Origin of the sequence: Bradyrhizobium sp., from assembly GCF_049519115.1 — a bacterium.
GTDB lineage: Bacteria > Pseudomonadota > Alphaproteobacteria > Rhizobiales > Xanthobacteraceae > Bradyrhizobium.
This window is the reverse complement of the sequence record NZ_JBEKRB010000040.1, coordinates 17853-41317: the sequence shown is the minus strand read 5'-3', so window position 1 is coordinate 41317 and position 23465 is coordinate 17853. Positions and strand designations below refer to the sequence as shown.

Genomic DNA, 23465 nt, shown 5'->3' with positions numbered 1-23465 from the left:
TATCTGCGGTAGAAGACGCGTCGAAACAAAAATAAGAGCACGGCTCTCACCCTAGCAAAATACGGCTCCGCCGCTCTTACGTCTTGATCAGCTCCATCACCGCCACCGCAAAGGCTTCCGGCTCCTCTTGCGGCAGGTTATGGCCCGCACGCGGGATAACGCGATGGGCGAGGCGACGACTGAATTTCACCGCATAGGCCGTGCCATCGGTTGCAGGATTAACGCCGTCCGCGTTACCGTCGAGCGTGATGGCGGGGGCCGCGATCACCGGCTGCGTTGCCAGGCGTCGCTCCAGCTCCGCATAACGCGGATCGCCATCGGCCAGGCCGTAGCGATGGCGATAGCTGTGAATCACGACATCGACATAGTCGGGATTATCGAAGGCCCGTGCGGTCCGCTCGAAGGTCGCCTCGTCGAAGTGCCAGTTCGGCGACCACTGCTGCCATAATATCTTCGCGATCTCGCGCCGGTTGGCGGCGAGGCCCGCCCGACCGCGCTCGATCTGGAAATAGTATTGATACCAATAGGCGACTTCCCGCGGCACCTTCGCAGGAACCATCGCGTGCGCAATGTCCTGGACCAGGTAGCCGTTCACGCTCACCAGGCCCGCGCAGCGATCCGGCCATAGCGCAGCACCAACGCAGGCGGCACGACCGCCCCAATCGTAGCCGGCAAAGACCGCGCGCTTGATCCCGAGCGCATCGATCAGCGCGATTAGGTCGGCACCGACAGCGGCCTGTTCACCCGAGCGCGGCGTTTTGGAATCGAGAAAACGGGTCGGGCCGTAGCCGCGCAGATAAGGCACGACGACACGGCAGCCTTTGGCGGCCAATAGCGGGGCGACATCCACATAGGAGTGAATGTCATAGGGAAAGCCGTGCAAAAGCACGACGGCCGGGCCATCGGCGGGCCCTTCCTCATAATAGGCAATATCGAGGACGCCGGCCTCGACTGAACGAAGCGGCTCCAGACGGCGCGATGAAGCCGCGCGCGAAGGCGTCGCGGTTTGCCCTGCCCCGTTATCGGCCGCAGTTGCCTGAGCGAATTCCATCGCAAAACCTCCGGTTAGGGCCGCACCGAACGCAAGGACGTGCCGGCGATCGACAGATTCTGACATCATGGCACCCTGGATATCACAGCACCCGGATCGACAATCCGAACGCGCGGCGATCCGATAAAGTCTAACCAGAAAGCCGGAAGACAGTCATTCAAATCGTCGCACCATGACATGCGGCGTCAGCCCAGACATGCGCGATCGCCATCGTGACGGCGCAGAAATTCGGCGATAGAGTGGGACTTCGCGAAAAAGTGCCGGTTGCATGACCCTCATGTTGCGAGTTGCCGCCCTCGTCCTTGGTCTTGCGGGCCTTTCGGTCTCGATGGCCGCCGCGCAGGACACTCCACGAGGCAGCGAATGCCTCGCGATGGCGGAAGCGCCGCCTCGCGCCACGCCGGTGTCGCTGCGCCGACTGTCGGCGAAAGCCGACGACGTCACGATCACCTATGCGGGCCATTCGACCTATTACATCGACACGCCCGGCGGCGTGCGGATCGCGACCGATTTCAGCGGCGTCTACACCAGCGGCCGTCTGCCCGACGTCGTCACCATGAACCGGGCGCACAGCACGCACTACACTTTATTTCCTGACCCGCGCATTCCTCACGTCCTGCACGGCTGGAACGACGACGGCAGTCCGGCCCGGATCAACGAGCGCATCGGTGATGTTCTCATTCGCAACGTGACCACCGACATCCGCCGTTATTTCATGGACGACTCCAGCGGGGAGATGATCAAGGATGGCAATTCCATCTTTATCTTCGAGGTCGCCGGCCTTTGCATTGGCCATCTCGGCCACCTGCATCACAAGCTTGACGACAGCCATTTCGCGGCGATCGGACGGCTCGATATCCTGATGGTGCCGATCGACGGCGCCTATACGATGTCGCTGGACGGCGTCTCCGAGATCACGCGGCGCGTGCGCGCCTCGGTGGTGTTGCCCATGCATCGCTTCGCCACCCCGCTCGACGAGTTCATGCGCAAGATCGGCCAGCAATTCGCGATCGACGAGCGGACCGAACGCAGCCTGACGATATCGCGGGATTCCTTGCCTGCGGCGCCAACTGTCATCATTCTGCGCGGCGTCTAGTGCCCACTTTTCGAAGTTCGTGCCCCATCGCAACACCCACTTTTACGAACTTCGAAAAGTCATGGGCACTAGCGAACTTACTATTTTAGTGCCGCTTTCATTTGAAGTTCCTGAACCGAATTCGCCGCTTGGGTGCAGGAATTTCAAATAGGCGGCACTAGTCTTCGCGGCATCCAGCCTGATCAATAAAATACCGGGGAAGGATTTTCGTGGTCACCAGCACATTGCCATCTGCCAAGACCGGCCTCTATGCCGACCCACGGCCGGACTGGCTTGCCTTGCACGAAGAGCAAGTGCTCGATCCGGCCCGGCCCATCGTCGATCCTCATCATCATTTGTGGGATCGCGGTGGCCAGCGCTACCTTCTCGACGAACTCACCTCCGATATCGCTTCGGGCCACAACGTTATCGCAACCGTCTATGTCGAAGCGCGCTCGATGTACCGTGCGAACGGACCGGAAGCGTTTCGTCCCGTAGGCGAGGTTGAATTCGCCAATGGCGCAGCCGCGATGAGCGCGAGCGGCGGCTATGGTCCTGCCGCCGTCTGCGCCGGCATTATCGGCCACGTCAATCTTCTGTCGGGGGACGGCGCCCGTGCGGTGTTGGAGGCAGAAATATCGGCGGGCCAGGGCCGCTTACGCGGCATCCGGCATTCGTCGGCCTGGGACACAGACCCCAGCGTCGCCCATATGTATGCGACGCGGCCGAAGGGCCTGTTGCTCGATCCGACATTTCGCAAAGGCTTTAGCTGTCTGGCTCCGCTCGGCCTGAGCTTCGATGCCTGGCTGTTTCATCCGCAGATAAGCGAACTCGCCGATCTCGCTTGCGCCTTTCCGGACACACGCATCGTGCTCGACCATTGTGGTGGCCCGGCCGGTACCGGCCAATATGCCGGACGGCGCGAGGAAATTTTTACGACCTGGAAAACCTCAATTCACGAGATCGCCAAATGTCCGAATGTCTCCGTGAAGCTCGGCGGTCTGGCGATGTGTCTGCTGGGCTATGACTTTCACGAGCGTCCGCTGCCGCCGTCCTCGGAAGAGCTCGCTACGGCGTGGCGGCCTTATATCGAGACCTGCATTGAGGCGTTCGGCGTCCAACGCGCGATGTTCGAGAGCAATTTTCCGCCCGATAAAGGCCAGTGCAGCTATCAGGTGATTTTCAACGCGTTTAAACGCATCACGGCTTCCATGAGCGAGACGGAGAAGGACGCGCTGTTTTCGAAGACGGCGATGAAGGTCTATCGGCTGGAGAACTAGTGGTCCGATTCTTACATTCGCATCCCGGTGAGGCATGCGCTTTTGCAAATGTTAGAATCAAAGGACCACTAGTAGGACATGCGTTTCTAGTGGCGTTTTGGATTTGACATTCGCATGGCGAATGCGCGGCCGGAGGTAGCGAATGTCAAATCCACTCCACTAGCCTGACTTTCTCAGGTCGAGGCGAGGCCCGGCGCCGCGCGTTTCTCCGACAGGAACACCACGCGCTTGATCTTGTTGAACGCCCGCGCCACGAAGGCCAGCACCATCGGCTGCGTGGTCCGGCAGAAGGCGAGCTTGCGAACGCGGCCCTCGACATACCACCGCGCATGCGCGCCGTTCCGGAAGAAGATCACGTCGCCCGGACCGTAGCGGGTCGGGCGCAGCGTGTCGCTTTCAAGCACGATCGATCCCTCAAGAATCAGGATGGTTTCGTCGAAATCGTAATACCAGTTGAACCGACCTTCGCTGCACTCCCAGACGATGGTGGTGGCGAGGCCATCGGCGCTCTTCGACAGCACGCAGGATTGCGCAACCGGATTGCCTTCGATGATCCAGGACGGCTCGATCGGCCTTAGCTCAAGGTTGACAACGAGATTGGTTGTTTCGATCAATGCCACCTCTCGCCCCTCAAATTTTCCGAAACGCCTGCTTAAAATTGCGATTAGTTTCCGCCCGATAACGTTTGCGAGCAAAAACTAATAACAATCGTTTAAGCTTTCCTTACGGCCCAGGACTCCACAGGCCGGTGGGGCCACGGTGCATGGCATGCATTGCCATGATCCGGCTGGCGCAGCGAGGATCAGGCCCACTCGCCCTTCCGGAATACCGGCACGCGGCGGCCGTCGGCATAAAGACCGTCGATATCGATCTGGCCCGAGCCGATCATCCAGTCGATGTGGATCAGGCTCGAGTTGCCGCCTTGCGCTGAGATCTGCTCCGGCGTCAGTTTCGTACCGTCGACAAAGCACTTCGAATAACATTGGCCGAGCGCAATGTGGCAGGCGGCGTTCTCGTCAAACAGCGTATTGAAGAACAACAACCCGCTGTGCGAGATCGGCGACGAATGCGGCACCAGCGCTACTTCGCCGAGACGACGGGCGCCTTCATCGGTATCGAGGACTTTATTGAGAACTTCCTCGCCACGCGTCGCCTTGGCCTCGACAATGCGGCCTTCCTCGAAGCGAACCGCAATGCCTTCGATCAGCGAGCCCTGATAGGACAGCGGCTTGGTGCTGACGACGTAACCGTCGACCCGCTTGGCATGCGGCGTGGTGAAGACTTCTTCGGTTGGAATATTCGCATTGCAAGTAATGCCGTTCTTTGCCGTGGAACCGCCGCCCTGCCATTCATGTCCGTCGGCAAGACCGACCGTGAGGTCGGTGCCGGGTCCGGAAAAGTGCAGTGCGCCGAATCGCTGTCCGTTCAGCCACTCCCGTCGGCCGCGCAATATCTCGTTGTGAGCCTGCCAAGCCGCGACGGCGTCATCCCTGTCGACCCGGGAAGCGGCAAAAATGGCGTCCGCAAGCTTTGTGACCGCGGCATCTTCTTCGTCCTGGGGAAACACGAGTTTCGCCCATGATGGCGACGGATAGGCAATGATGTTCCAGTTGATATCGAAATTGACGATCCGCTCGAGCGCCGGTTTGTATGCAATGGAGTTGGCCTTGCTGGCGCGCGCAACCTTTGTCGGGTCCTCGCCCGAAAGCAGCATCGGGTTGTCGGCAACGATGGCAAGCCGCGCCGTATTAGCGGCAAATGCCTTCGCCATTCCCTCATAGAGCCAATCGGCCGCCTGGTCGAAACCCTCGTCGTGCCCAAATCGATAACGCAGCAAGGTGATGGCTTCGTCCGACAGGATCGGGGTCACGAGACCCGCACCGGCCTTGTAGGCATGCTCGGCGACCTTACGGACCAAAGGCAACGCGACGGTCGGCGCCGTCACGAGGAGATTCTGCCCCCGTTCAAGCCGCAACCCGACCTTGATGGCGACCTCCGCGAGGCGATCGAGTTTCACGGGATCGATGGGTGAAGGATTACGTTCAGAAGCGCTCATGAATGAATGACCTGTCATTGACCACAGGCCGATTATATCCATTTTTGCGCGCAGCGTGAGGGATCAAGCGCTATTGATCACGGCAACGTGGGCAGAGATTGAACCCGATATCAGCGCGAAATTTCTTCCAAGCGTAAATTTCGTGTTTCAATCATGCGGGTTGCGGCAATCAGTCCCACGATGGCTACGATGGCGAACATTAAAAAGACCGCATCGACACCGCCGCCTTTACCCAGCATGAAGCCGATCAGCGCGGGGCCGATCGCGGAGGCTACCCGAAGCCAGGAGGTCGCAACCCCCGTCCCTACCGCGCGCATCCGCGTCGGATAGATTTCCGGCGTGTAGAGATAGACCACGGCCGCGATCGATCCGATCAGCCCATAGCTGATCGTGCTCAGAACGATGAACCACGAGACGTCTTGCGCGCCGCCAAGCCCTAAGATACCGAGCGTCACCGCGCCAAGACCAAAGGCCCCCATCATCCAGTATTTGCGGCCGGTGCGGTCGATCACGAGCGCGCAGATCAGCACCAGACACACCTGAGCGACGTTGGTCAGCGAGGCGGCGCGCAGCGCCTGCGGCAGGGCGAGATGATAGACCGTGGTGTAAAGCGTCGGCATCCAGTTGTTGAGGCCGTTGGCGACCAGAAACGCCGAAGCCCACAGAACCCAGGCAATCAGCGTGCGCGCACGATAGGCGGGCGACAGCAGTTCGCTCCACTTGCCGCGCGATCGCGCCGGCACCTCGACCTGTGCCGGTAATACCGCAGCCGGCAACGCCACATCGACGGCGCCGGACTTGTCAGATGCCGCCTCTAACCGCCTGACAACGGCCTCGGCCGCGGCAAGCCGGCCCTTCCCGATCAGCCAGCGCGGCGATTCCGGCAGCCGCAACAACATCACCGCAATGACGAGGCCGGGAATGCCGCCGATCAGGAACATGATCTGCCACCCCATCAACGGCACCAGCCACGCGCCGACCTGGCCGGTCACCATCAGTCCGATCGGAAAGATCATCTCATAGAGCAGGAAAAACCGGCCGCGGCCGCGGGCTCTGGAAAGCTCGCTGATATAGGTCGCGGCAACCGGCATTTCCCCGCCGACGCCGATGCCTTGAATTAAGCGGAGAACCAGCAGAATGTTGAAACTCCAGGCCGCGGCACAGGCCAGACTCATGACCGCGTAGATGGCCGTGGCGGCGGCAGCGCAGGGAATGCGGCCGTAGCGTTCAGCGCCCCAACTGAACGCGAGCGCGCCTATGATCTGGCCGACATAGCTTGCGCCAATCAGAATGCCGATTTCCGGGGGCGTGATGTGCCAGAGCGGCACCAGGATCGGAAGAACAAAGGCGATCGAGAGCGCGTTGAAGGCGTCAAAGAAAGTCGCGCTTCCCATCACGATCCGCGCAACGACGAACCAGCGCGATGTCGGCACCTGTTCCATCCGCGCGATCAGATCGGCAGCGACTTGCTCGGCGTCGAAAGCCGGCGAGGGTGATGAGACGCCGGAAGCCTCGGGCCGCGACGTGGCGCTGACAACTGACAAGGCTTCCTCCGCTGTCTTATTTTTCGGGCCGCTTCGAGCGGCCCATTATTCAGAGTCTAATCAGATACCGGGAGCCCGCGCGACCAACTCCAGAATTTTTTCGGCAATCACCGCCGGGCACTCGATCGGCGTCAAATGGCGGACATTCGGCAACACCGAAAGCGTGGCGCCCGGTACCGCCTTTTGGATTTGCTCGGACATCGCCACCGGTGCGGCGTAATCTTCTTCGCCGACGATCACACTCATCGGCATTCGTATCGACGCCTGATAGTGCCTGAGATCGGCATCGCCGAGCATCTCGCAGGTCGAGCGATAGCAATCGACATCATTGGCGAGGAACACGTCCATATGCGCGCGGACGATTTCCGAATGCGCGTCGCGAAACCCGTCGCTGACCCAGCGTGTGGCCTGAAACGCCGACAACGCCGCAAGCCCCTTGGTCACCGCGGTCGCAGCACGCTCGCGCCAGTCTTTTGGCGCTGACGGACCGTACCAGGCCGTGCTGTCGATCACCGCAAGCGCCCTGGCCCTGTCGGGATAGACGCCCGCAAAGGCCTGCGCGACGCATCCGCCCATCGAGCAACCGGCGATCACCGCACGTGGCCAATTCACATGATCGAGCAGGCTGGCAAGGTCGCTGGCAAAGAGCTCAGCCGTGTAGGTCATCTTGACCTTGGCGGATTGGCCGTGACCGCGACAATCATAGGTCAGGACATCCGCATGAGGGGTCAACAGCGGCACCACGCCATTCCAAAAGCTGCGGTCGAGCGCCAGCGAATGGATCAACGCGATACGCGAGCGCGCAGGCGCGCCATCGCGCAGCGGCGCCGCGTAGAGCGTGTAGGCGATCGAAGCACCGTCCGGCGCGATGGCGCTTGCCGTCGACGAACTCACGGCGTCGTTCATGCCGCGGCCGATTTTGACGAGCCTGGCGTCGGCGCCGGTTCATCGAGCGAGATGTTCCAGGCATCGTAGCCGTAGAGCCAGCTTGGATCGTCATTGCCGCCGCTCATCCAGGTGTTGGCGCTCGAGATCTCCTGAATTTTCGACGTGCGCGGCTTGCGGTGGGCCTCAAAGCGCCTGAATTCCGCTTCGATGCCGTCGACGGACACACCCTTCAGACAACGCGCCAGCACCGCCGCATCCTCGATCGAGGTCGCCGCACCTTGCGCCATATAAGGTGTCATCGGGTGACAGGCGTCGCCGATCAGGACCACCCTGCCCTGGCTCCAGGTCGGCAGCGGATCGCGCTCCAGGATCGCCCATTTGTGGCAATCGGGGCAGGCATCGAGCACCATCCGCACTTCCTGATGAAAGCCCGCATAGGCCTTGCGCAACTCCAGTACATCACCTTTCGCCGACCAGGATTCCTTGGTCATCCAGTCGGCCGGCTCCGGCACACTGGTGACGAAGTAAAGCTGGCTGCGGTCCTTGGTCGTGTAATAGATCACGATGTGGCGGTCCTCGCCCCACCATTTGACGCGTGAGCGCGAGATTTCCTGCCGCAAAAGATTCGAGTTGAACACCGCTCGGTAAGCAATGCGCCCGCGATGGATCGGCTTGTCGGGCCCGATGATGATATCGCGCACGACCGAATGAACCCCGTCGGCGCCGATCACGGCATCGGCCGTGGCCGTCGTCCCGTCGGCAAAGAACAGCGTCACCGGGCCGCCGTTCTGCTCCAGCCGAACCAGCTTCTTGTTCAGATGGACGATCTCAGCGGGAATGATCGAGGTCAGCGCCTCATGCAGGTCGGCGCGGTGCATGCACAGGAATGGCGCACCGTAAAGGTCTTCCGGCATCGGCAATTCGCGCTTGAGTTCGCCCGTGTCGCCAACGCGATTAAGATGAGAGAAAGGCGCAAAGGCGCGTTGGCGCAGACGGTCCTCAACGCCGATGCCGCGCAGGACCTTCATCGAGTTCGGCAGCATCTGGATGCCGGCGCCGATCCGCCCGAACTGATGCGCCTGTTCGTAGACTGCAACGTCAAGGCCCGCCTGCCGAAGCGTGCCGGCGGCCGCCATGCCGCCCATTCCGGCGCCGATGATTGCAATTTTGGGTGAGGTCATGCCTTCTGCCGCTCCTTGGATCTTGAAGGTCCCTTGTCCTTCGCGGTCTTGGGCGCCGCCCTTGTCGGCAACGCCGTTATGATCTCTCCATATATGGCCTCGTATCCCGGATCAATCCGGCCGCAATGCGAGCGCCTATGCGGCAAAGGCCGAACTCGTTCAGGAACGGCCTGCGCCCTCAAAGCTGCTGCCACAAATGCAACAACCGCCCAGAAGGGCGGTTGCGCAATCCGTGATCGGCGCCGGGTGATTGGCTGTAAATGCTGCGAAGCTGGCCGCGTTACTTCGACGCGACGGTTGCAATGCGCGGCCACTCGTCCATCTGGACACGGGCAACGAGCTTGTAGCCACCATCGGCGGGACGGAAGATCGATGTCTCACCTTCCTTGACATCGAACCAATCCTTGCCGAGCGCGGCAACGATATTGGGCTGATGGGTGACGAGGATCGTATTGGAGTGATCCTTCGGCGCCACGGCGAGCATCTTGCGGAAGGCCGCGGCGCGCCGGTTGTTCTCGTTCGGCGAAACGATCAGCCCACCCTCGGTCAAGTCGATCGTCTTCTCGATGTCCGGGAAGCCGGCGATGACGGCCGTCTCGTAAGCGCGGTTATATTTGCTGGTGTACACCTTACCGATGGGAACGCCGGCCTGACGCACCGCATCACCGAATGCCTTCGCCAACGCCTTACCCTTGTCGTTCAAGTTACGCTGAGCGGCGATGTTGTCGAAGTTGAGCGGATCGGTGTCCGCCTTGTCCGGGTCCGTTGCACCATGACGAACAACAAGGACGAGACCGCCGGCGCGCAAGGCCTGCGCGATATCCTTGTCGTCGGCGCGAGCGGCCGGCGTGGCCGTCGCGAACGCCGCAAAGAGACTGATCGAAGCCACAAGTCCGGTAATCGATTTCGATATGGTAAACATCATTTAAACTCCGTTGCGATCCAGCCCGCCCATCTACAAGACTTACGAAGCATCGATTTTATTCCGCGTCGTCCCCGGCCAGAGCCGGCGTCAATTTCGCGCGCGCCAGCATTCGCGGCAACATCCGCTGCAGCACGCCATCACGCAGCACCAGGCGATGGAACAACGCCGCACCAGCATGAAGGCCGATGAGGATCATCAACGCCTTGGCGCCGATCTCATGGGCCTCCACGAACAAGCTACGCATCGCCGGATTTGGCTCCATTAACGCCGGCACTTGCCAGACAAATAAATCGAAAGATTGACCGCGCAAAACAACTCTTGCCAACCCTGTGATTGGCATCGCCAGCAGCAGAATGTAGAGGCCATATTCATTGGCCTTTGCAATGGTTTGTTGAAGTTTCGGCATTCTCGGCGGAAATGGCGGCAGATAGGCGAAATAATGCCGCCAAAAAAGCCGTGCCACGACGGCGACCAAGGTCGACACCCCCGTGGCCCGGTGTATTGATAGAAATGCCAAGCCGAGGCTGCTCTCGTCGCCAGCGGCTTCGAGCGACCAGATGCTTACAAACTGCGCAAGGATCAAGAATGCCGTCAACCAGTGAAGAATAATGCTGGTCCGGTCGAAGCGATCATCTTCGCGCGATATTGCGACGACGGCCACTTCCGTTGATTCTGAATTTTTCGTCATGTGATCTGCTCCGTATCTTGTTGTCAGGCATCATTCGATGCGGAGAAGACTGGAGCGATCGCTACTTTATTCCTGCGCTTTTTGCTTAACGATGCATCTGATTGACGATCGGGGTAAGCAGATGCCGATACCCGCTTCCGATCACAACATGATGATCTCGCTGCGGCGGCGTTCGGCCGCCTTCGCTACGGCTTCCGTTCTCGTGCGCGCACCGAGTTTTCGAAACAGCGATTCAACATGAAATTTTACCGTGTGCAGCGAGATCTCCAACCGGCGCGCGATCGCCTTGTTGGTCATACCCTCGGCTAGCGCCGCAAGTACTTCGAGTTCGCGCGGCGTCAGCAGGGCATGGCCTTCGCTTTCGCGCGTCGCGCCAAAGCCGTTTTCACGCACGGGCGCACGAACGATGAGGCCGGCGGCGACTGCGCGGATGGCCGCATCGATCTGGCGCGGGTCAGCCTCGCGCGGCAAGGCACCACGCAGACGATCGTCCGCGATGCCAAGCCCAATGACGTTACGGACTTCTTCCGTCGGACGGCTGCCGTCGGCCAGCACGATGTCGGCTTCGTCTTGTAGGCCGACAACGATGTGGCCGGCCTCGGCGACAACCTTGCAAAGCGCGGTGCGGCGAAGCGAATCGGCGGCATGGACCGCGACCCGCAACCGGCTGGCAACGACGATATCGCTGGCCACTTCGCTCACGCAGCCCGCCGTTCTGCAATGGTCGTCTGGACCGTGATGACGGCACCGCCGCGGATCAGGCGGACGTCCGCCTTGCGTCCGATGCTGTCACCGCCGAAATAGCGTGCAATCTTTCGAACCCGGTGCGCCGAGATGCCATCGACGCTCAGGATAATGTCGCCGGCCACGATGCCAGCTTGCGCTGCCGGGCCACCCTCCACGACCGACATCACCATCATCCCGCCAGTTTGATCGGCGTTCTCGCGCAACGCATCGGGGACCGCGACGGCCTGCAGCGCGACGCCGAGCCAGCCGCGCGCGACGTGGCCATCCTTGATGAGTTGCGGCACCACGCGCGTGAGCGTCGCGTGAGGGATGACGATGACGTGACCGCGCGGCCCGAAGGTCGACATGCCCAGGCAACCGCCGGCTGCATCAAACACAGGTCCGCCCTCTTCGCGATGAGCAAGCCCGATATCGAGGACGATGCGCCGGTCGATCAGGCCGCCGCGGCGGGAATGCCACTCTCCGCCGACCAGATTGACCGTGCCCAATCGTACGCTCGCGCCACCCTCACCATCGGCGCCGATCGCTAAAGCGAGCGCGCCGATATGAGCTTCGGCCGCGGCAAAAGCCGGCGCAGGAATCGAATCTGTGGTTTTCAGAATTGCGATGTTGGTTGAGGCATCACGACCGGCGAACTGTGCGGCCACGGTCGAGCCGCCCGGCGCGACCAGTTCGAATTCGTCCCCGCGCGGCAGCGCCTGTTCGGAGACGACGACAACGCCCGATTGCCAGACCAATCCGGTCAGATGCCGCCCCTCGCCGAGGCGAACCGCAACGACGACATTTTTGGCGGCTTCTGCGCGCGCCGATATCGCATTCGATAACTGGCTGAGTACGTCTGATGAAAAAGACATGAGTTACTCCTATCGGTGAAGATAGGAACTAAACTGCGGAATGCAGTGCCCTCAGACTATCGGCCGGACGGCCGGGTTGGTCCCGGCCGTTTGACCGGGCGGCCAGCCCGGAAGGTGCTTCCCCCCTTTGCGCGTCTAGACGGCGGCGGCGACCGCGTGGACACGGTCGCCGTCTCGCCCCTTGCGCGTTCAGGAGCCGTTGGTCCTGCGTACCGCCTTCGGCGCTTCGTCCTTCAGTTTCGCCAGCGAGTCCGGCATCATTTGGCCGAACATCGAACTCAACATCGCCGTTGGGATCAGTCCGGCGCCGTTGCTCTCCTGACCTTGCCCGCCGGACATCAGAAACTGCGGCACCAAAGGCTGATTGATCTTGGTCAGCGCCTCAGCGAACTTTGCGAAGTTCTGCTCGGCCAACCGGAACTCCGGGCCGCCATAGGCATCGACCGACAGCTTGGTGGCCTGAGCCGTGGCAGCGCCAACCGCCAGCACCCGATCGGCCTCGCCCTGGCCTTCGAGCCGCGACTGCTCGCCGACGGCTGCCGCCGTCACCTTGCGGGTCTCGGCATCCTTCTGGGCCCGGGCGAGCGCGGCCGCGCCTTCGTTTTCGTTGACCTTGACCTGAATGAGCGACTGCGTCAGCGCCGACTGCGCCGCAGCCGTCGCCTTGGCTTCGTTCAGCGTGCGCTCCTGGATCGCGGCCCGTTCCTGCTCCTGATAGGTCTCGACCTGCTCGCGGGCGATCTGGCGCGATCGCAACTGAATTAGGATGTTCTCGATCGTATGATCGCCGGCCGGCGCCCGCGGCGTGCCGATCAGGACCTCCTGGAGATCGAGCGAATAGGCCTCGAACTTTGCCTTCATCTCGGCAGCCGACTCCTCCTGGATCGAAGCACGGTTTTGCAGCAATTCGATCAGCGTCATCTTCTGCGCGATGTTCTTGAAGAACGCGCTGACCATCGGATCGAGCGTCTGCTCGACGAGCTTCTTCACGTCGCCGAAACGCTGGATGATCATCGGCGCTTTCTTGTAGTCGATATGCATCACCACCGAGAGCGGCAGCGTCGGCTCGAACGCGTCCTTCGTGATCAGCGATATCTCCGACAGATTCTCATCCAGCTTCATCGCGCCGACTTCGCCGCGCACCCATTTCAGGATGAAGTTGACGGTCGGAATGATCTCGATTTTGCCGGCATAGGTATTGAACGCGTACTTGCCCGGCAACAACGGGTCTTTCCAGACGCCGCGACTGCCGTTCAGCACCAACTCGCCATGGCGATATTGTTCACCGGAGACGTCGTCGGTCCTCGGCCCCGTATAGAAAATGACCACGCCGACATTACCGACCGGAATCACCGTCTTCGGCACTGCCTCGACCGTCGCAAACAGCCGGTTGATGTACCAGGTGCCTTCGACGATGATCTGCAACTGACGGCCACGATAGCCGCCCGCGTTCGGGAATTTTTCCGGCTCCTGAAAGTTGTTGTGAAAGGTGCGCGCGTCGCGCAAATCGATCCCGAGCTCAGGCGCGATGATTTCGCCCGGAGGCAGTGACGGACCGTCGTGCACCGTCACGATGCCGACGAGGTCCTGATCCGCCGCCAGGATCACCGGCGTGAAGCCCCACCGCTCGCTGATGGTCAGCTGCATGCCGTCGAGAACGGCGCGCTCCTGCGGGCTGAGTGCATGCCCGTAGACGCGCTCGTCCGTGATGATCGCGAATTGAGTGGTGTTGATCGCGTAGGTGCCTTCGCGAAGGATTTTCCGCTGCGGGCCTTTTTGGCCGCCCGCGAGCAGAAATTTCCGTGCGTCCTGGAAGTCCGACTTCTCTTCCGTGTCGTTGGCGCCAAGCACCTGCGATGCGCCAAGCGCCGCACCGTCGCGCGCGAACACGTAGGCGATCTTGCCCTGCCCGACCGTGACCAGATCCGACTTGTGGATCCGGTACATGAACGGGACGAACACGTGAAGACCACCGCGCAGCACTTCTGGCTCGTAGCCGGCTTCGCCATTCAAGGCGATGAATCCGTCTTTGATCGACCCTCTAGTCGACCACAGCTTCTCGACGATGCCGACCTGGTTGTTCGGTATGTAGCGAAAGATGTTGGCAATGCGCAGCAGAATGAGAAAGGCGATGACGGTGCCAGCCCAGAGCGCGGGGTGGGTCCAGCCGTTAATCAGACTATTGACGTCCATGTGACATCTCCGATGCCTGCAATCGATCCGTCCAATGGATCATTTTGCGACAGCCAAAGATTGCAGGGGTGCAGATGTGGCTGCGGCCAATTGGTCGCGCAAGGCGCGAACAATGTTCGCGACGGAATAATCAATATTGCGTCACGGAATGGCGGGCGAGGCGTTAAACAATCGGAATCATTGGAATCGATGACAAATCAATGACACCCGCGAAACCCTTCACGGTAGCGCGCTGCCGTCTTCTCGACCGAGTTGCAACTGAGTTGCAACTCGATGACCTGTTCTGCCGCCAGAAGCAGAACTGGCAACGATCATCGAGCACATCGGCAGCCGGCATAGAGGCCGACATCATTCGGTGCGCTCATGCGACATGAGCTCGGATGCTCTCCTCCTCCGCAGCAAGCGCATCGAGATCGATGAGCTGCGGATCGTCAGGACTGGGCTCGCCGTGCGACCCTTCGCTGCCATGAATGTGAATCAGGGTCTGCACACGCCGGGCATTCAGATAGTCCACGTGCTGATGCCGCAGCGCGACCGACAGCAGGATTTTCGGCAGCTCGACCAGCGCGAATGCTGGAGCTCTACGCACTTCACCGCCCTCCCGCCAAAGCAGCGTATTGAGCGTGTAAATTAATTGCCTATCTTGATCTGGCAGTTGCTCAAGCTCGGCCGTCGCGTCGACGGCAACGTTCGCGTTGCCAGCGCGAGTGCGCACCGCGGCAGATCGAAGCTGCCAGCAGATCAAGTCCGCAGCCGCGAGCACTTCCCGCCGTACCGCATCCACGCTGGTCGAGAACCTCGTCGCCTCCGGTACCGACGCAGAACTTTTTGTGACGGCGTCCACAAGCGCGGCAGCACTGGCGCCAAATCCCGGCGCAGTCTGCTCGATTGCCGCGGCCATCTCTTCTATCTGATCCGCCAGCGTGTCGCGTTCGCGTTGCGCCCTGGCGTCAGCCAATGCACGTTCGGTTGAAGCAATCTGCTCATCGAATTCCGTCAATTCGGCTCGGAGAACCTTGGCGCGTTCCTCGACGGCGCGCAGCTTGGTCTCTGCTCGGCCGAGTTTGTCAGCGGTCGCACCGGTCACCGCCAGCCGTTCGGCAAGAGCACGTTTTTCTCCAACGACCCCTTCAACGACGCTCACCCGGTCAGCCTGCCTCTGGCGCGCCGCACGCCGGTCCCTGAGCGTACTTTCGAACCGCTCGACCGGGCCGACTTCCCGCTTGAAAAATGCCATTTTTAATATCCTCGAGATCATCCCGCCGAATCACCAGAATCAATAGTGCGCGAATCTGGGCGGAAACTTGGATGACATTGCGGCTCAATTGGAAGTGCGGCGAAAAAGTCGTCTTGACGCGAAAAACGATTTTCGGCACTGCCCGCACCCGATGCGAGCTCCGGCGCGAAGCGCCCTCATGGCAGTGATTTAGCGGGCCTCGTACCCTCACCCCATCAGGGCTGGCGGATCAAAACCCGGCAATGCGCATTTCGAATCCGCGCGGGGTGCAGATCCCGCGGTATTGATGCGAATCGGTGCGGCTCAACTCGCACCGACCGTCATTGTTATTGGTGGTTTCCGACTCCTGGAGCAGAATTTTCTGGTCCGTGCAGGAAGCCGTTATTTTGCCGGAGATAGAATTGCCGCTGACGTGGCGCGCTGTAAATGTTCCAGTTTTCAAGTCGTAGGTCGCCGTCCAGTCGCCGACGTGTCCGGGAAGTCCCGACTTCGCGGTAAAGGAATCCGGACACCCGGCCTGGGCGCATTCGACAGGAACGAGAAACAATGCTGCAAAAAGCCAGCTTCTCATCATTGGTTTTCCCCCGATTCAGCAGGGTAGACCGGCTGACCTGCCCGGGGGCAGCTCAATGGTCAATGTCCCGTTTGTTTCCACTTCAGGAACTGTTGATAAAGTTGGCTGGCCTTCGAATTGGCATCGGCGGAATTGGGGTCAACAGCGCCGTTAGAAATTGCAAGCTCTTTGAATTTCGACGGTGCTAGAGAGTCGGAACTGGACGCGTTCGATCGGGCTGCCAGCCAATCCTCGGCCGCGTCGGAGCGCTTCCAGCCATCGATCTTTGCGGAGACGTTGACTTCACGCCATTTGGGGTGAAACGGCGGATTCTGGAATGCTGCGACCTTCGGAAAAAAGGCATCCACGAACTGCGCGACGCGACGGTAGCGATCCGTATTTTTTGGCCAGTTGTACCCTATCAGTACCACGCGGTCTGCAATCGTATCGATCTTTTGACCGACAGCAACCAGGTTCGGGTAGTCATCGTGGGTGAACGATGTCGGCAGATATTCGGTGGCGATATCCTTGGCGAATGGAATGGAAACGAAATGCATGCCGCGGTCGAGTTGCAGATTCGATATCAGTTTGGCGGATTTGCCGGCAATGTAAGCCGTGGCAGCGATCTCGCCGGCGTTCAGCATCTTGACCGCTTCCGTTTGCGAGACGTTGACCTCCTCCACTTTCATCCCGAGGCGCTTGAATATATCGCGCATGGTGTAGTTGGTCCCGCTGCGAACGTCATCGATGTTCACCTTGCGGCCGGCAAGCTGCTCGATCGAGGTGATATCCGGCCCCGCAATCAAATGGACTTCTTCATTGAACAGTCTGGTGATGTAGACGATCTTGTCATCGTCTTTGCCAAGCGCCTGATTCGACCGTCGCATCCCGTCCATGATGCTGACCTGCGTTAATCCGATATCGACGCCCTTCAGGTAGCGCACGTCGCGAATGTTCTGCGGCCCGCCAATTCCAACCAACGGAACAACGCGCAATCGATCATGGTCGTTCAGAACCGACGCGAGATCACTCGCGACTTCGAGATACGTGTCGTCGACGGTAGGACTGCCCGAGATGATTGAAACCGTATTCTCGTTGATCTGCTCGTTTGCGTAGACGCCTACGCCGACGCAATAGTTGCCCATGCGTTCGATGTAGGTCGACTTGTCCTCGATGGTTTGGGTCAGGGGGCTCAGGAAACGAAAGTCGACCCAGCCACTGCCTGCGCCTTTGCAGACTTCCAGCTGCTCCCGCATCATATATTTGCCGTTCTGATCCCGAAAATTGTAAAGGTTCGTTCCCGGCGTCATCGTGGGTATCGCGCCATTGGCCATGACGACCCCGTTCTGGTCGAGGATATAGGCGTAGAGATCGCGGTCGATGGTCCCCCCGGACTTGCTCAGAACAGCTTTGATCGTTGCTTCGTATCCGACTCTCTTGAACATCTCCTGGACGCGGTGAACCATCGCAACGGCTTCGTCCCTGGTGCCAAATTGGGAAGCGGCGAGCGCAAAATTCGGCCACGGCAGCAGCGCTGCCGCGAATGCGAAAGCCAGCACCGCCGGCTTCACCGTCGAAGTTTTTCTCCTGACAATCTCAATCGATTGCCGCCCGGCCGCATCGCACATCTTCGATCTCCCCAACTTCGTGTGGTGATTCTGTTCAGCCACGCCTGCTCTTGGGTTTGTGTGGATCGCACGAAATCGTGAGCAACCGCGTCTATTGATCGCACGGAACCGTGAAAAGCGGATGAAATTCGGGCAATAATATGAATGTCGGGATCATGCGCCCGCGGCACGCGTTCCGGTTATGCCACCTGCTCTCTGGATAGGCATTTCGCCTCGGCGTTAACCACAAACAAGGCGAAGGCCTTCTCAAATCACGACGAAACCGTGGGTGCCGTCGCGCTTGAGCTGTTCGACCAGACCGTATTCCCAATCGAGATAGGCCTGCATCGCATCCCTCGATGCCTCGGTGCCTTCGTAAGGACGCAGGTAGCGATGCTGAGGATCGGGCTTGGGCAAAATCTGCGGTGGCCCGGCTTCGAGCGCGTCATCATAACCGCCCTCGAGCACGTAGACTTCCCAACCCATCTGCGCGAGCCAGGACGCCGTCATGTCGGCGCCAATCCCCCGGTCGTCGGTCAGCAGAATGCGCGCGCCGCGCACGGGCGCGGCCATGTCGATCTCCTGGACGAGCTGGCCGCCCGCATAGTGCCTAAAACCCTTGATATGCCCCGCCGCATAATCTCCCACCGGACGGACGTCGAAGCGATAGAGCGTTCGCGTTGGTTCTGCTTCAAGTGCAGCCGCCTCGTTCGGGTTTAAATACCGGACGCCGGCGCGGTATGCGACTTCACGGGCTTTGTCCTTCGCGCCCTCGAACAGGCCGATGCCACCGTGTCGGTCGGCGCCGTGCTCAAGCGTCTGATTGGCCAGCGTCCAGCCGATGGTGCCATTGCGAAGCGCCACAACCTTGTTCGCAATGCCTGCATTGATCAGCGACTGCGTACCGATGATCGATCGGGTGCGGCCGGCGCAGTTCACGACAATGGTGGTTTCGGAATCGGGCGCGACGCGGCCTGCGCAAAGCACCAGTTCCGCGCCGGGCACGCTGACCGAGCCGGGGATGTTCATCGTCGCGTATTCGTCCGGCCGCCGCACATCGAGGACCCTGACATCGGCATCGCTCGCGATCAGCGCGGCGACTTCTTCCGCCGACAATGACGGCGTATGGCGGCGAGATTCGACCAGTTCACCGAACGCCTTGGCGTAGGAATTGACGTCGATGAAAATCTCAAATCCCGCTTTCCGCCAACCTTCCAGGCCTCCTTCGAGTTGGCGGACGTCGGTGTAGCCCAGCGCGGCAAAACGATCCGCAGCCTCAACAACAAGACCCTCGCCGGCATCGAAGACCACGATCGGCACATCCTTGCGTGGCAACCTGACCTCGGCCTCGAGCGTGATCCGGTTCGCCGCCATATTGGCTGCGAACAAAGGATGACCGGTGGCATAGGCCGCCTCATGGCGCAGATCGAGCAGGGCGATTTCCTCGCGCAGCAGCAACATGCTGCGGATTTTCGAGGGGGCGATAGCGGGGACGGTCATGGACGTGCGGCCGGAAGGACGAAAAATTGAGCCTTGCACGGTCGCAGCTGATATTACAACCGGCACCGGGCCTTCGGGTTAGGCCGCCATAATTGGCCACCCGCCGGAACTTGTCCTTAAGTCACGCGTTTATTTCAGTTAAGTTGACGCCTTCAAGACAGCGGGGGGGGGGAATTTACGTGGAGCATACGGAGCGGTTCGAGGCCTCGAAATCCAGCGACGGCCGCTTCCGTTTGCTCATCGATGCGATTACCGACTACGCGATCTATATGCTCGACCCCGACGGCACCGTTATAAGCTGGAATCCCGGGGCCAGGCGCTTCAAAGGCTACGACGAGTCCGAAATCATCGGCGAGAATTTCTCGCGCTTTTACACCGAGGAAGATCGCAAGAGCGGGCTTCCCCAACGCGCGCTTGAGATCGCCAAACGCGAAGGCAAATTCGAGCAAGAGGGTTGGCGCGTCCGCAAGGACGGGAAGAAGTTCTGGGCCAATGTCGTCATCGATCCGATCCGGGACGGTGCCGGCAGGCTCGTTGGCTACGCCAAGATCACGCGCGATCTGACCGAGCGCAGGAGAGCCGAAGCCGACTTGCGCGAAAGCCAGCAGCAGTTTCGCCTGCTGGTGCAGGGCGTCACTGACTACGCGATCTACTTGCTGAGTCCCGAAGGATATGTATCGAGCTGGAATCCGGGCGCTCAACGAATCAAGGGCTACGCTCCCGAAGAGATTATCGGTCAGCACTTCTCGCGCTTCTATACGGAAGAGGACCGGCAGGCCGGATTACCGCAGCAGACGCTGGCGATCGCCACGCGCGAGGGCCGGTTTGAACGGGAGGGTTGGCGCCTTCGAAAGGACGGAACGAAATTCTTCGCCAACGTCGTGGTCGACGCGATCCATAACCCCGACGGGTCGCTGCTTGGCTTTGCCAAAATCACCCGTGACATCACCGAGCGAACGAAGGCGGAGCGCGCGCTGGAGGAGGCTCGCGAGGCGCTCCTGCAGTCACAGAAGATGGAAGCGATCGGGCACCTGACCGGCGGCATCGCCCACGACTTCAACAATTTGTTGATGGCCATTCAGGGTAGCCTTGAGCTTTTGCGAAGAAGGCTGCCGAGCGATGACCCAAGAGTCACGCAACTGATCGACAACGCTTTTCAAGGTGCCCAGCGTGGCGCGGCGCTGACCCAACGGATGCTGGCATTCGCGCGCCGTCAGGAACTCAAACTCGTCCCGCTCGATGTGCAAGATGTTGTACAGCGAATGGCAAACCTCCTGCAAAGTTCGCTCGGGCCGTCGGTCCGGGTTGAAACGCATTTCCCGCTCGAACTGCCGAGAATCAACGCCGACGCCAACCAGCTCGAGTTGGCTCTTCTCAACCTGGCAATTAACGGGCGCGACGCGATGCCAAAGGGGGGAACGGTCACAATCAGCGCGACGAAGCGAACCGACGTGCCCGGGTTGAAAGCAGGAGACTATCTTTGCGTTAGCGTGACGGACACCGGCACTGGCATGGACGAAGAAACGCTCAAGCGTGCGATGGAGCCATTCTTCACGACAAAAGGTGTTGGCAAAGGCACTGGACTTGGGCTGCCGATGGTCCATGGAATGGCCGAGCAATCCGGCGGGACGCTGCTTTTGAAAAGCAGGCCGGGCCGTGGAACGTCAGCCGAGCTCTGTCTGCCGGTTGCACTCGGCGAGCCGATTTCCGCAACGCAAGACCTGACGGCCCAGACGTCACATACCGACAAGAAACTTACGATCCTCACCGTCGACGACGATCCCCTGGTCGCCCTCAACACCTCCGCGTTACTCGAAGAGCTTGGCCATACGGTTTATTCCGCGCCATCAGCCCTGCATGCGCTCGAGATTTTGCACCGGGAAAAGAAAATCGACTTGATCATCACCGATCAATTGATGCCCGACATGACCGGCCTGGAGCTCGCCACTCGTATCCGGCAAGAAAATGCGCACATGCCAATTATCCTCGCAACCGGCTATGCCGAACTGGGACCGGGAGAAGGTGAAGGATTGCCGCGTCTCGCCAAACCGTTCAGCCAGCGCGAATTGGCCGAAGTCATTGCCCGCGCCGTCGGACCTTAAGCGAAAGTTTGACCGGCTTATCTCCCAGTCTGGCCGGCGGGACCCCCGTCGCTGTCGCGCCATGAATTCGACCGCAGCATGTCCCTTCGCCCGCCTTGTTTGACCCCGGATGATCCCGCGCTAAGATTTGCCGGAAAAAGGGGAGAAGAAATATGGAGGACATCGCGGCGGAGCGCACGGCCGAATGGCTGCTGGCTGAACATCGGGCCAGACATCGCTTCACGACACTGGGTCCGCCGGCTGCACCCGTCACTATCGCGGATGCCTATGATGTCCAGGAAAAATATGTGGCGCTGCTGCGTCGCGGCAATGGAGAGCCGGTCGGCTATAAAGTCGGGCTGACCTCGGCGGCGATGCAGGCGTTTTGTCGGATAGATCACCCGATCGCGGGCGTCGTGCTCGCTTCCCGCCTGCATCGATCGGGAGCCCGGGTCCTGCTCAGGGATTTCGGGCGGCTTGGCCTCGAATTCGAAATCGCCGTTCGCATCAAATCGGACATTCCTGGGACTGATAAGGCTTTCACGGCTGAAGCCGCCCCTCACATCGACGGCGTTTGCGCAGCGATCGAACTGGTCGACGACAGGTCCGCGGATTACGCGAGTATCGACGTGCGCTCGCTGGTTGCGGACAATTCCTGGAACGCCGGCATCGTGCTTTCGGAATTCAAACCGGTCTGGCCCGACCTCGAGGCCGTGCTCGGCCGCGCCACCAAGAACGGCGATTTGATCGGTGAAGGATATGGCCGGGACATCCTCGGGCATCCCTTCAATTCGGTGGCCTGGCTTGCCACCCAACTGGCTTCGCGTGGCACAACACTGAGGGCCGGCCAGATTGTGATGACCGGAAGCGTCATGAAAACCATTTTTCCCGAGCACGATGCGCATTATCGCTTCACACTCGAGGGATTGGGCTTCGTTGAGGTGCAGGTTGTTAGCTAGGTTCGGATTTTTCGATGCCCTTTCGTAAATTTTGGCTTCTGTTCGTGGTCCTGTGCTCGGTTGTCCCTGCGCAGGCAGAGATGCCTTCGATTCCGCCGCTGCCCGAGTTGAAATTTGCCGAAATCCCGGCCGATTCGCGCGCCAATTATCTCGGCGATCGCTGGAGCTATATGGAGACGGGACGCTCCGATGCTCCGCCGCTCGTTCTGCTTCATGGCGTGGGCGCCAATTCCATGCATTGGCGTTATCAGCTTGCGGGGCTGTCCGACCACTATCACGTCATTGCCTGGAACGCGCCGGGATATATGCTTTCCGACGCTCTGAAGACCGATAATCCCGATTGCAAAACCTTTGCGGACGCTCTCAACGATTTTCTCACGGCGGTGAAGCTCGGCCGCATCAACCTGGTCGGCAATTCATTCGGCAGCCGCGTCGCGCAATGCTTCGCGCTGCACTATCCCGACCGCGTCATCAAGCTCGCCATGACCGGGACCGGGATCGGCCCGCATGGCCTCAGCGAGGAGAAAAAGAAGGAGATCATCGCCGCGCGCGAGGCCCAGATCGCCAAGGGCGGATATGCCTTCGGTGCACGCGTCAATGCGCTGCTTGCCGCCAATGCCTCGCCACAGACCGTCGAGCTGGTGCGCGATGTCGTCCGCGCCACCAATCCGCGCGGCTTAATGCACGGCGTCAAGCTCGGGCTGGTCGATGGCTATAGCCCGGAAGAAGTTGCGCCGAAATTCACCTTTCCGGTGTTGCTGATTTCCGGGCGCGAGGACCGCGTCAACCCGATCGACGAGAATGCGGCCGTTCTGGTCGAGGCTCTGCCGCAAGGCCGGCTGGAAATCCTCGACGGCGCCGGCCACCTTCCGGAAGTCGAACGCCCCGATATCGTCAACAAGATGCTGCGCGACTTCTTCGGCTGAATTAGCCACTTTATCCGCCCTGACCATCGGCCCACCACCGGCGATACACCTTTGGCCGGACAAAGTCCTACGCCTAAAATCATCGGGAGGGGCGCGGGGCGATGCGGACAGGAGCATTCA

General features: G+C 60.4%; 20 protein-coding genes. 5 read left to right on the top strand and 15 right to left on the bottom strand.

Annotated features, from left to right (window positions below; all coding sequences use genetic code 11):
• Positions 1-76: 76 nt before the first annotated feature.
• Positions 77-1117: an alpha/beta fold hydrolase gene (locus ABSE61_RS25890; RefSeq protein WP_423873998.1), complete on the bottom strand. Its 1041-nt coding sequence runs from the start codon at positions 1115-1117 to the stop codon at positions 77-79.
• A gap of 211 nt (positions 1118-1328) precedes the next feature.
• Here ABSE61_RS25890 and ABSE61_RS25885 point away from each other — a divergent pair, with 211 nt between their 5' ends.
• Both ABSE61_RS25885 and ABSE61_RS25880 read left to right on the top strand, forming a co-directional pair.
• Positions 1329-2147, top strand: a complete 819-nt coding sequence (locus ABSE61_RS25885) for an MBL fold metallo-hydrolase (protein ID WP_423873997.1) — start codon at positions 1329-1331, stop codon at positions 2145-2147.
• Between the two features lie 209 nt (positions 2148-2356).
• On the top strand, positions 2357-3406 hold the full coding sequence (locus ABSE61_RS25880) for an amidohydrolase family protein (RefSeq protein ID WP_423873989.1): 1050 nt from the start codon (positions 2357-2359) through the stop codon (positions 3404-3406).
• Positions 3407-3579: 173 nt separating this feature from the next.
• Here ABSE61_RS25880 and ABSE61_RS25875 read toward each other — a convergent pair whose 3' ends face one another.
• The 14 genes from ABSE61_RS25875 to ABSE61_RS25810 form a co-directional block, all read right to left on the bottom strand.
• Complete coding sequence (locus ABSE61_RS25875) at positions 3580-4026, bottom strand: cupin domain-containing protein (RefSeq protein ID WP_423873988.1); 447 nt, start codon at positions 4024-4026, stop codon at positions 3580-3582.
• A 182-nt stretch (positions 4027-4208) separates the two neighbouring features.
• Positions 4209-5462, bottom strand: coding sequence for an aminopeptidase (locus tag ABSE61_RS25870; protein ID WP_423873987.1), 1254 nt, complete (start codon positions 5460-5462; stop codon positions 4209-4211).
• A gap of 110 nt (positions 5463-5572) precedes the next feature.
• Positions 5573-7006: an MFS transporter gene (locus tag ABSE61_RS25865; RefSeq protein WP_423873986.1), complete on the bottom strand. Its 1434-nt coding sequence runs from the start codon at positions 7004-7006 to the stop codon at positions 5573-5575.
• A gap of 60 nt (positions 7007-7066) precedes the next feature.
• Positions 7067-7912 carry an alpha/beta fold hydrolase gene (locus ABSE61_RS25860; protein WP_423873985.1) on the bottom strand — a complete coding sequence of 282 codons (846 nt, stop codon included), beginning with the start codon at positions 7910-7912 and terminating at the stop codon, positions 7067-7069.
• Entirely contained in the window at positions 7909-9075 is a 1167-nt protein-coding gene (locus ABSE61_RS25855; protein ID WP_423873984.1) for an FAD-dependent monooxygenase, read from the bottom strand. The genes ABSE61_RS25860 and ABSE61_RS25855 overlap by 4 nt, the downstream gene beginning before the upstream one ends.
• A gap of 280 nt (positions 9076-9355) precedes the next feature.
• Positions 9356-10000, bottom strand: coding sequence for a histidine phosphatase family protein (locus tag ABSE61_RS25850; protein ID WP_423873983.1), 645 nt, complete (start codon positions 9998-10000; stop codon positions 9356-9358).
• A gap of 55 nt (positions 10001-10055) precedes the next feature.
• The gene (locus tag ABSE61_RS25845; protein ID WP_423873982.1) at positions 10056-10688 is read right to left on the bottom strand and encodes a cytochrome b; all 633 of its coding nucleotides are present in this window, start codon (positions 10686-10688) and stop codon (positions 10056-10058) included.
• Between the two features lie 141 nt (positions 10689-10829).
• The gene (locus ABSE61_RS25840) at positions 10830-11390 is read right to left on the bottom strand and encodes a helix-turn-helix transcriptional regulator (protein ID WP_423873981.1); all 561 of its coding nucleotides are present in this window, start codon (positions 11388-11390) and stop codon (positions 10830-10832) included.
• The gene (locus ABSE61_RS25835) at positions 11387-12289 is read right to left on the bottom strand and encodes a S1C family serine protease (protein ID WP_423873980.1); all 903 of its coding nucleotides are present in this window, start codon (positions 12287-12289) and stop codon (positions 11387-11389) included. Before ABSE61_RS25835 ends, ABSE61_RS25840 begins: the two co-directional genes overlap by 4 nt.
• Positions 12290-12478: 189 nt before the next feature.
• Positions 12479-14482 (bottom strand): SPFH domain-containing protein, encoded by a 2004-nt coding sequence (locus ABSE61_RS25830; RefSeq protein ID WP_423873979.1) that lies wholly within the window; start codon positions 14480-14482, stop codon positions 12479-12481.
• Between the two features lie 361 nt (positions 14483-14843).
• Entirely contained in the window at positions 14844-15719 is an 876-nt protein-coding gene (locus ABSE61_RS25825; protein WP_423873978.1) for a hypothetical protein, read from the bottom strand.
• Between the two features lie 229 nt (positions 15720-15948).
• Positions 15949-16293: a hypothetical protein gene (locus ABSE61_RS25820; protein ID WP_423873977.1), complete on the bottom strand. Its 345-nt coding sequence runs from the start codon at positions 16291-16293 to the stop codon at positions 15949-15951.
• A gap of 59 nt (positions 16294-16352) precedes the next feature.
• Positions 16353-17900 (bottom strand): cache domain-containing protein, encoded by a 1548-nt coding sequence (locus ABSE61_RS25815; protein WP_423873976.1) that lies wholly within the window; start codon positions 17898-17900, stop codon positions 16353-16355.
• Positions 17901-18146: 246 nt separating this feature from the next.
• Positions 18147-19379, bottom strand: coding sequence for a rhodanese-like domain-containing protein (locus ABSE61_RS25810; protein ID WP_423873975.1), 1233 nt, complete (start codon positions 19377-19379; stop codon positions 18147-18149).
• A gap of 179 nt (positions 19380-19558) precedes the next feature.
• Between ABSE61_RS25810 and ABSE61_RS25805 the strand changes: the two genes are divergently transcribed.
• The 3 genes from ABSE61_RS25805 to ABSE61_RS25795 all read left to right on the top strand — a co-directional run bounded on the left by ABSE61_RS25805 (position 19559) and on the right by ABSE61_RS25795 (position 23345).
• Entirely contained in the window at positions 19559-21481 is a 1923-nt protein-coding gene (locus tag ABSE61_RS25805) for a hybrid sensor histidine kinase/response regulator (RefSeq protein ID WP_423873974.1), read from the top strand.
• 152 nt (positions 21482-21633) lie between these two features.
• Positions 21634-22419, top strand: a complete 786-nt coding sequence (locus tag ABSE61_RS25800; RefSeq protein WP_423873973.1) for a 2-keto-4-pentenoate hydratase — start codon at positions 21634-21636, stop codon at positions 22417-22419.
• 14 nt (positions 22420-22433) lie between these two features.
• Entirely contained in the window at positions 22434-23345 is a 912-nt protein-coding gene (locus ABSE61_RS25795) for an alpha/beta fold hydrolase (protein ID WP_423873972.1), read from the top strand.
• Positions 23346-23465: the final 120 nt, after the last annotated feature.

What these genes read in the sequence shown, in the direction of transcription:
- ABSE61_RS25890 (WP_423873998.1), bottom strand. Translation starts at nt 1,117, where the DNA reads ATGTCAGAATCTGTCGATCGCCGGCACGTCCTTGCGTTCGGTGCGGCC.
- ABSE61_RS25885 (WP_423873997.1), top strand. Translation starts at nt 1,329, where the DNA reads ATGTTGCGAGTTGCCGCCCTCGTCCTTGGTCTTGCGGGCCTTTCGGTC.
- ABSE61_RS25870 (WP_423873987.1), bottom strand. Translation starts at nt 5,462, where the DNA reads ATGAGCGCTTCTGAACGTAATCCTTCACCCATCGATCCCGTGAAACTC.
- ABSE61_RS25860 (WP_423873985.1), bottom strand. Translation starts at nt 7,912, where the DNA reads ATGAACGACGCCGTGAGTTCGTCGACGGCAAGCGCCATCGCGCCGGAC.
- ABSE61_RS25855 (WP_423873984.1), bottom strand. Translation starts at nt 9,075, where the DNA reads ATGACCTCACCCAAAATTGCAATCATCGGCGCCGGAATGGGCGGCATG.
- ABSE61_RS25850 (WP_423873983.1), bottom strand. Translation starts at nt 10,000, where the DNA reads ATGATGTTTACCATATCGAAATCGATTACCGGACTTGTGGCTTCGATC.
- ABSE61_RS25845 (WP_423873982.1), bottom strand. Translation starts at nt 10,688, where the DNA reads ATGACGAAAAATTCAGAATCAACGGAAGTGGCCGTCGTCGCAATATCG.
- ABSE61_RS25835 (WP_423873980.1), bottom strand. Translation starts at nt 12,289, where the DNA reads ATGTCTTTTTCATCAGACGTACTCAGCCAGTTATCGAATGCGATATCG.
- ABSE61_RS25830 (WP_423873979.1), bottom strand. Translation starts at nt 14,482, where the DNA reads ATGGACGTCAATAGTCTGATTAACGGCTGGACCCACCCCGCGCTCTGG.
- ABSE61_RS25825 (WP_423873978.1), bottom strand. Translation starts at nt 15,719, where the DNA reads ATGGCATTTTTCAAGCGGGAAGTCGGCCCGGTCGAGCGGTTCGAAAGT.
- ABSE61_RS25820 (WP_423873977.1), bottom strand. Translation starts at nt 16,293, where the DNA reads ATGATGAGAAGCTGGCTTTTTGCAGCATTGTTTCTCGTTCCTGTCGAA.
- ABSE61_RS25815 (WP_423873976.1), bottom strand. Translation starts at nt 17,900, where the DNA reads ATGTGCGATGCGGCCGGGCGGCAATCGATTGAGATTGTCAGGAGAAAA.
- ABSE61_RS25810 (WP_423873975.1), bottom strand. Translation starts at nt 19,379, where the DNA reads ATGACCGTCCCCGCTATCGCCCCCTCGAAAATCCGCAGCATGTTGCTG.
- ABSE61_RS25800 (WP_423873973.1), top strand. Translation starts at nt 21,634, where the DNA reads ATGGAGGACATCGCGGCGGAGCGCACGGCCGAATGGCTGCTGGCTGAA.
- ABSE61_RS25795 (WP_423873972.1), top strand. Translation starts at nt 22,434, where the DNA reads ATGCCCTTTCGTAAATTTTGGCTTCTGTTCGTGGTCCTGTGCTCGGTT.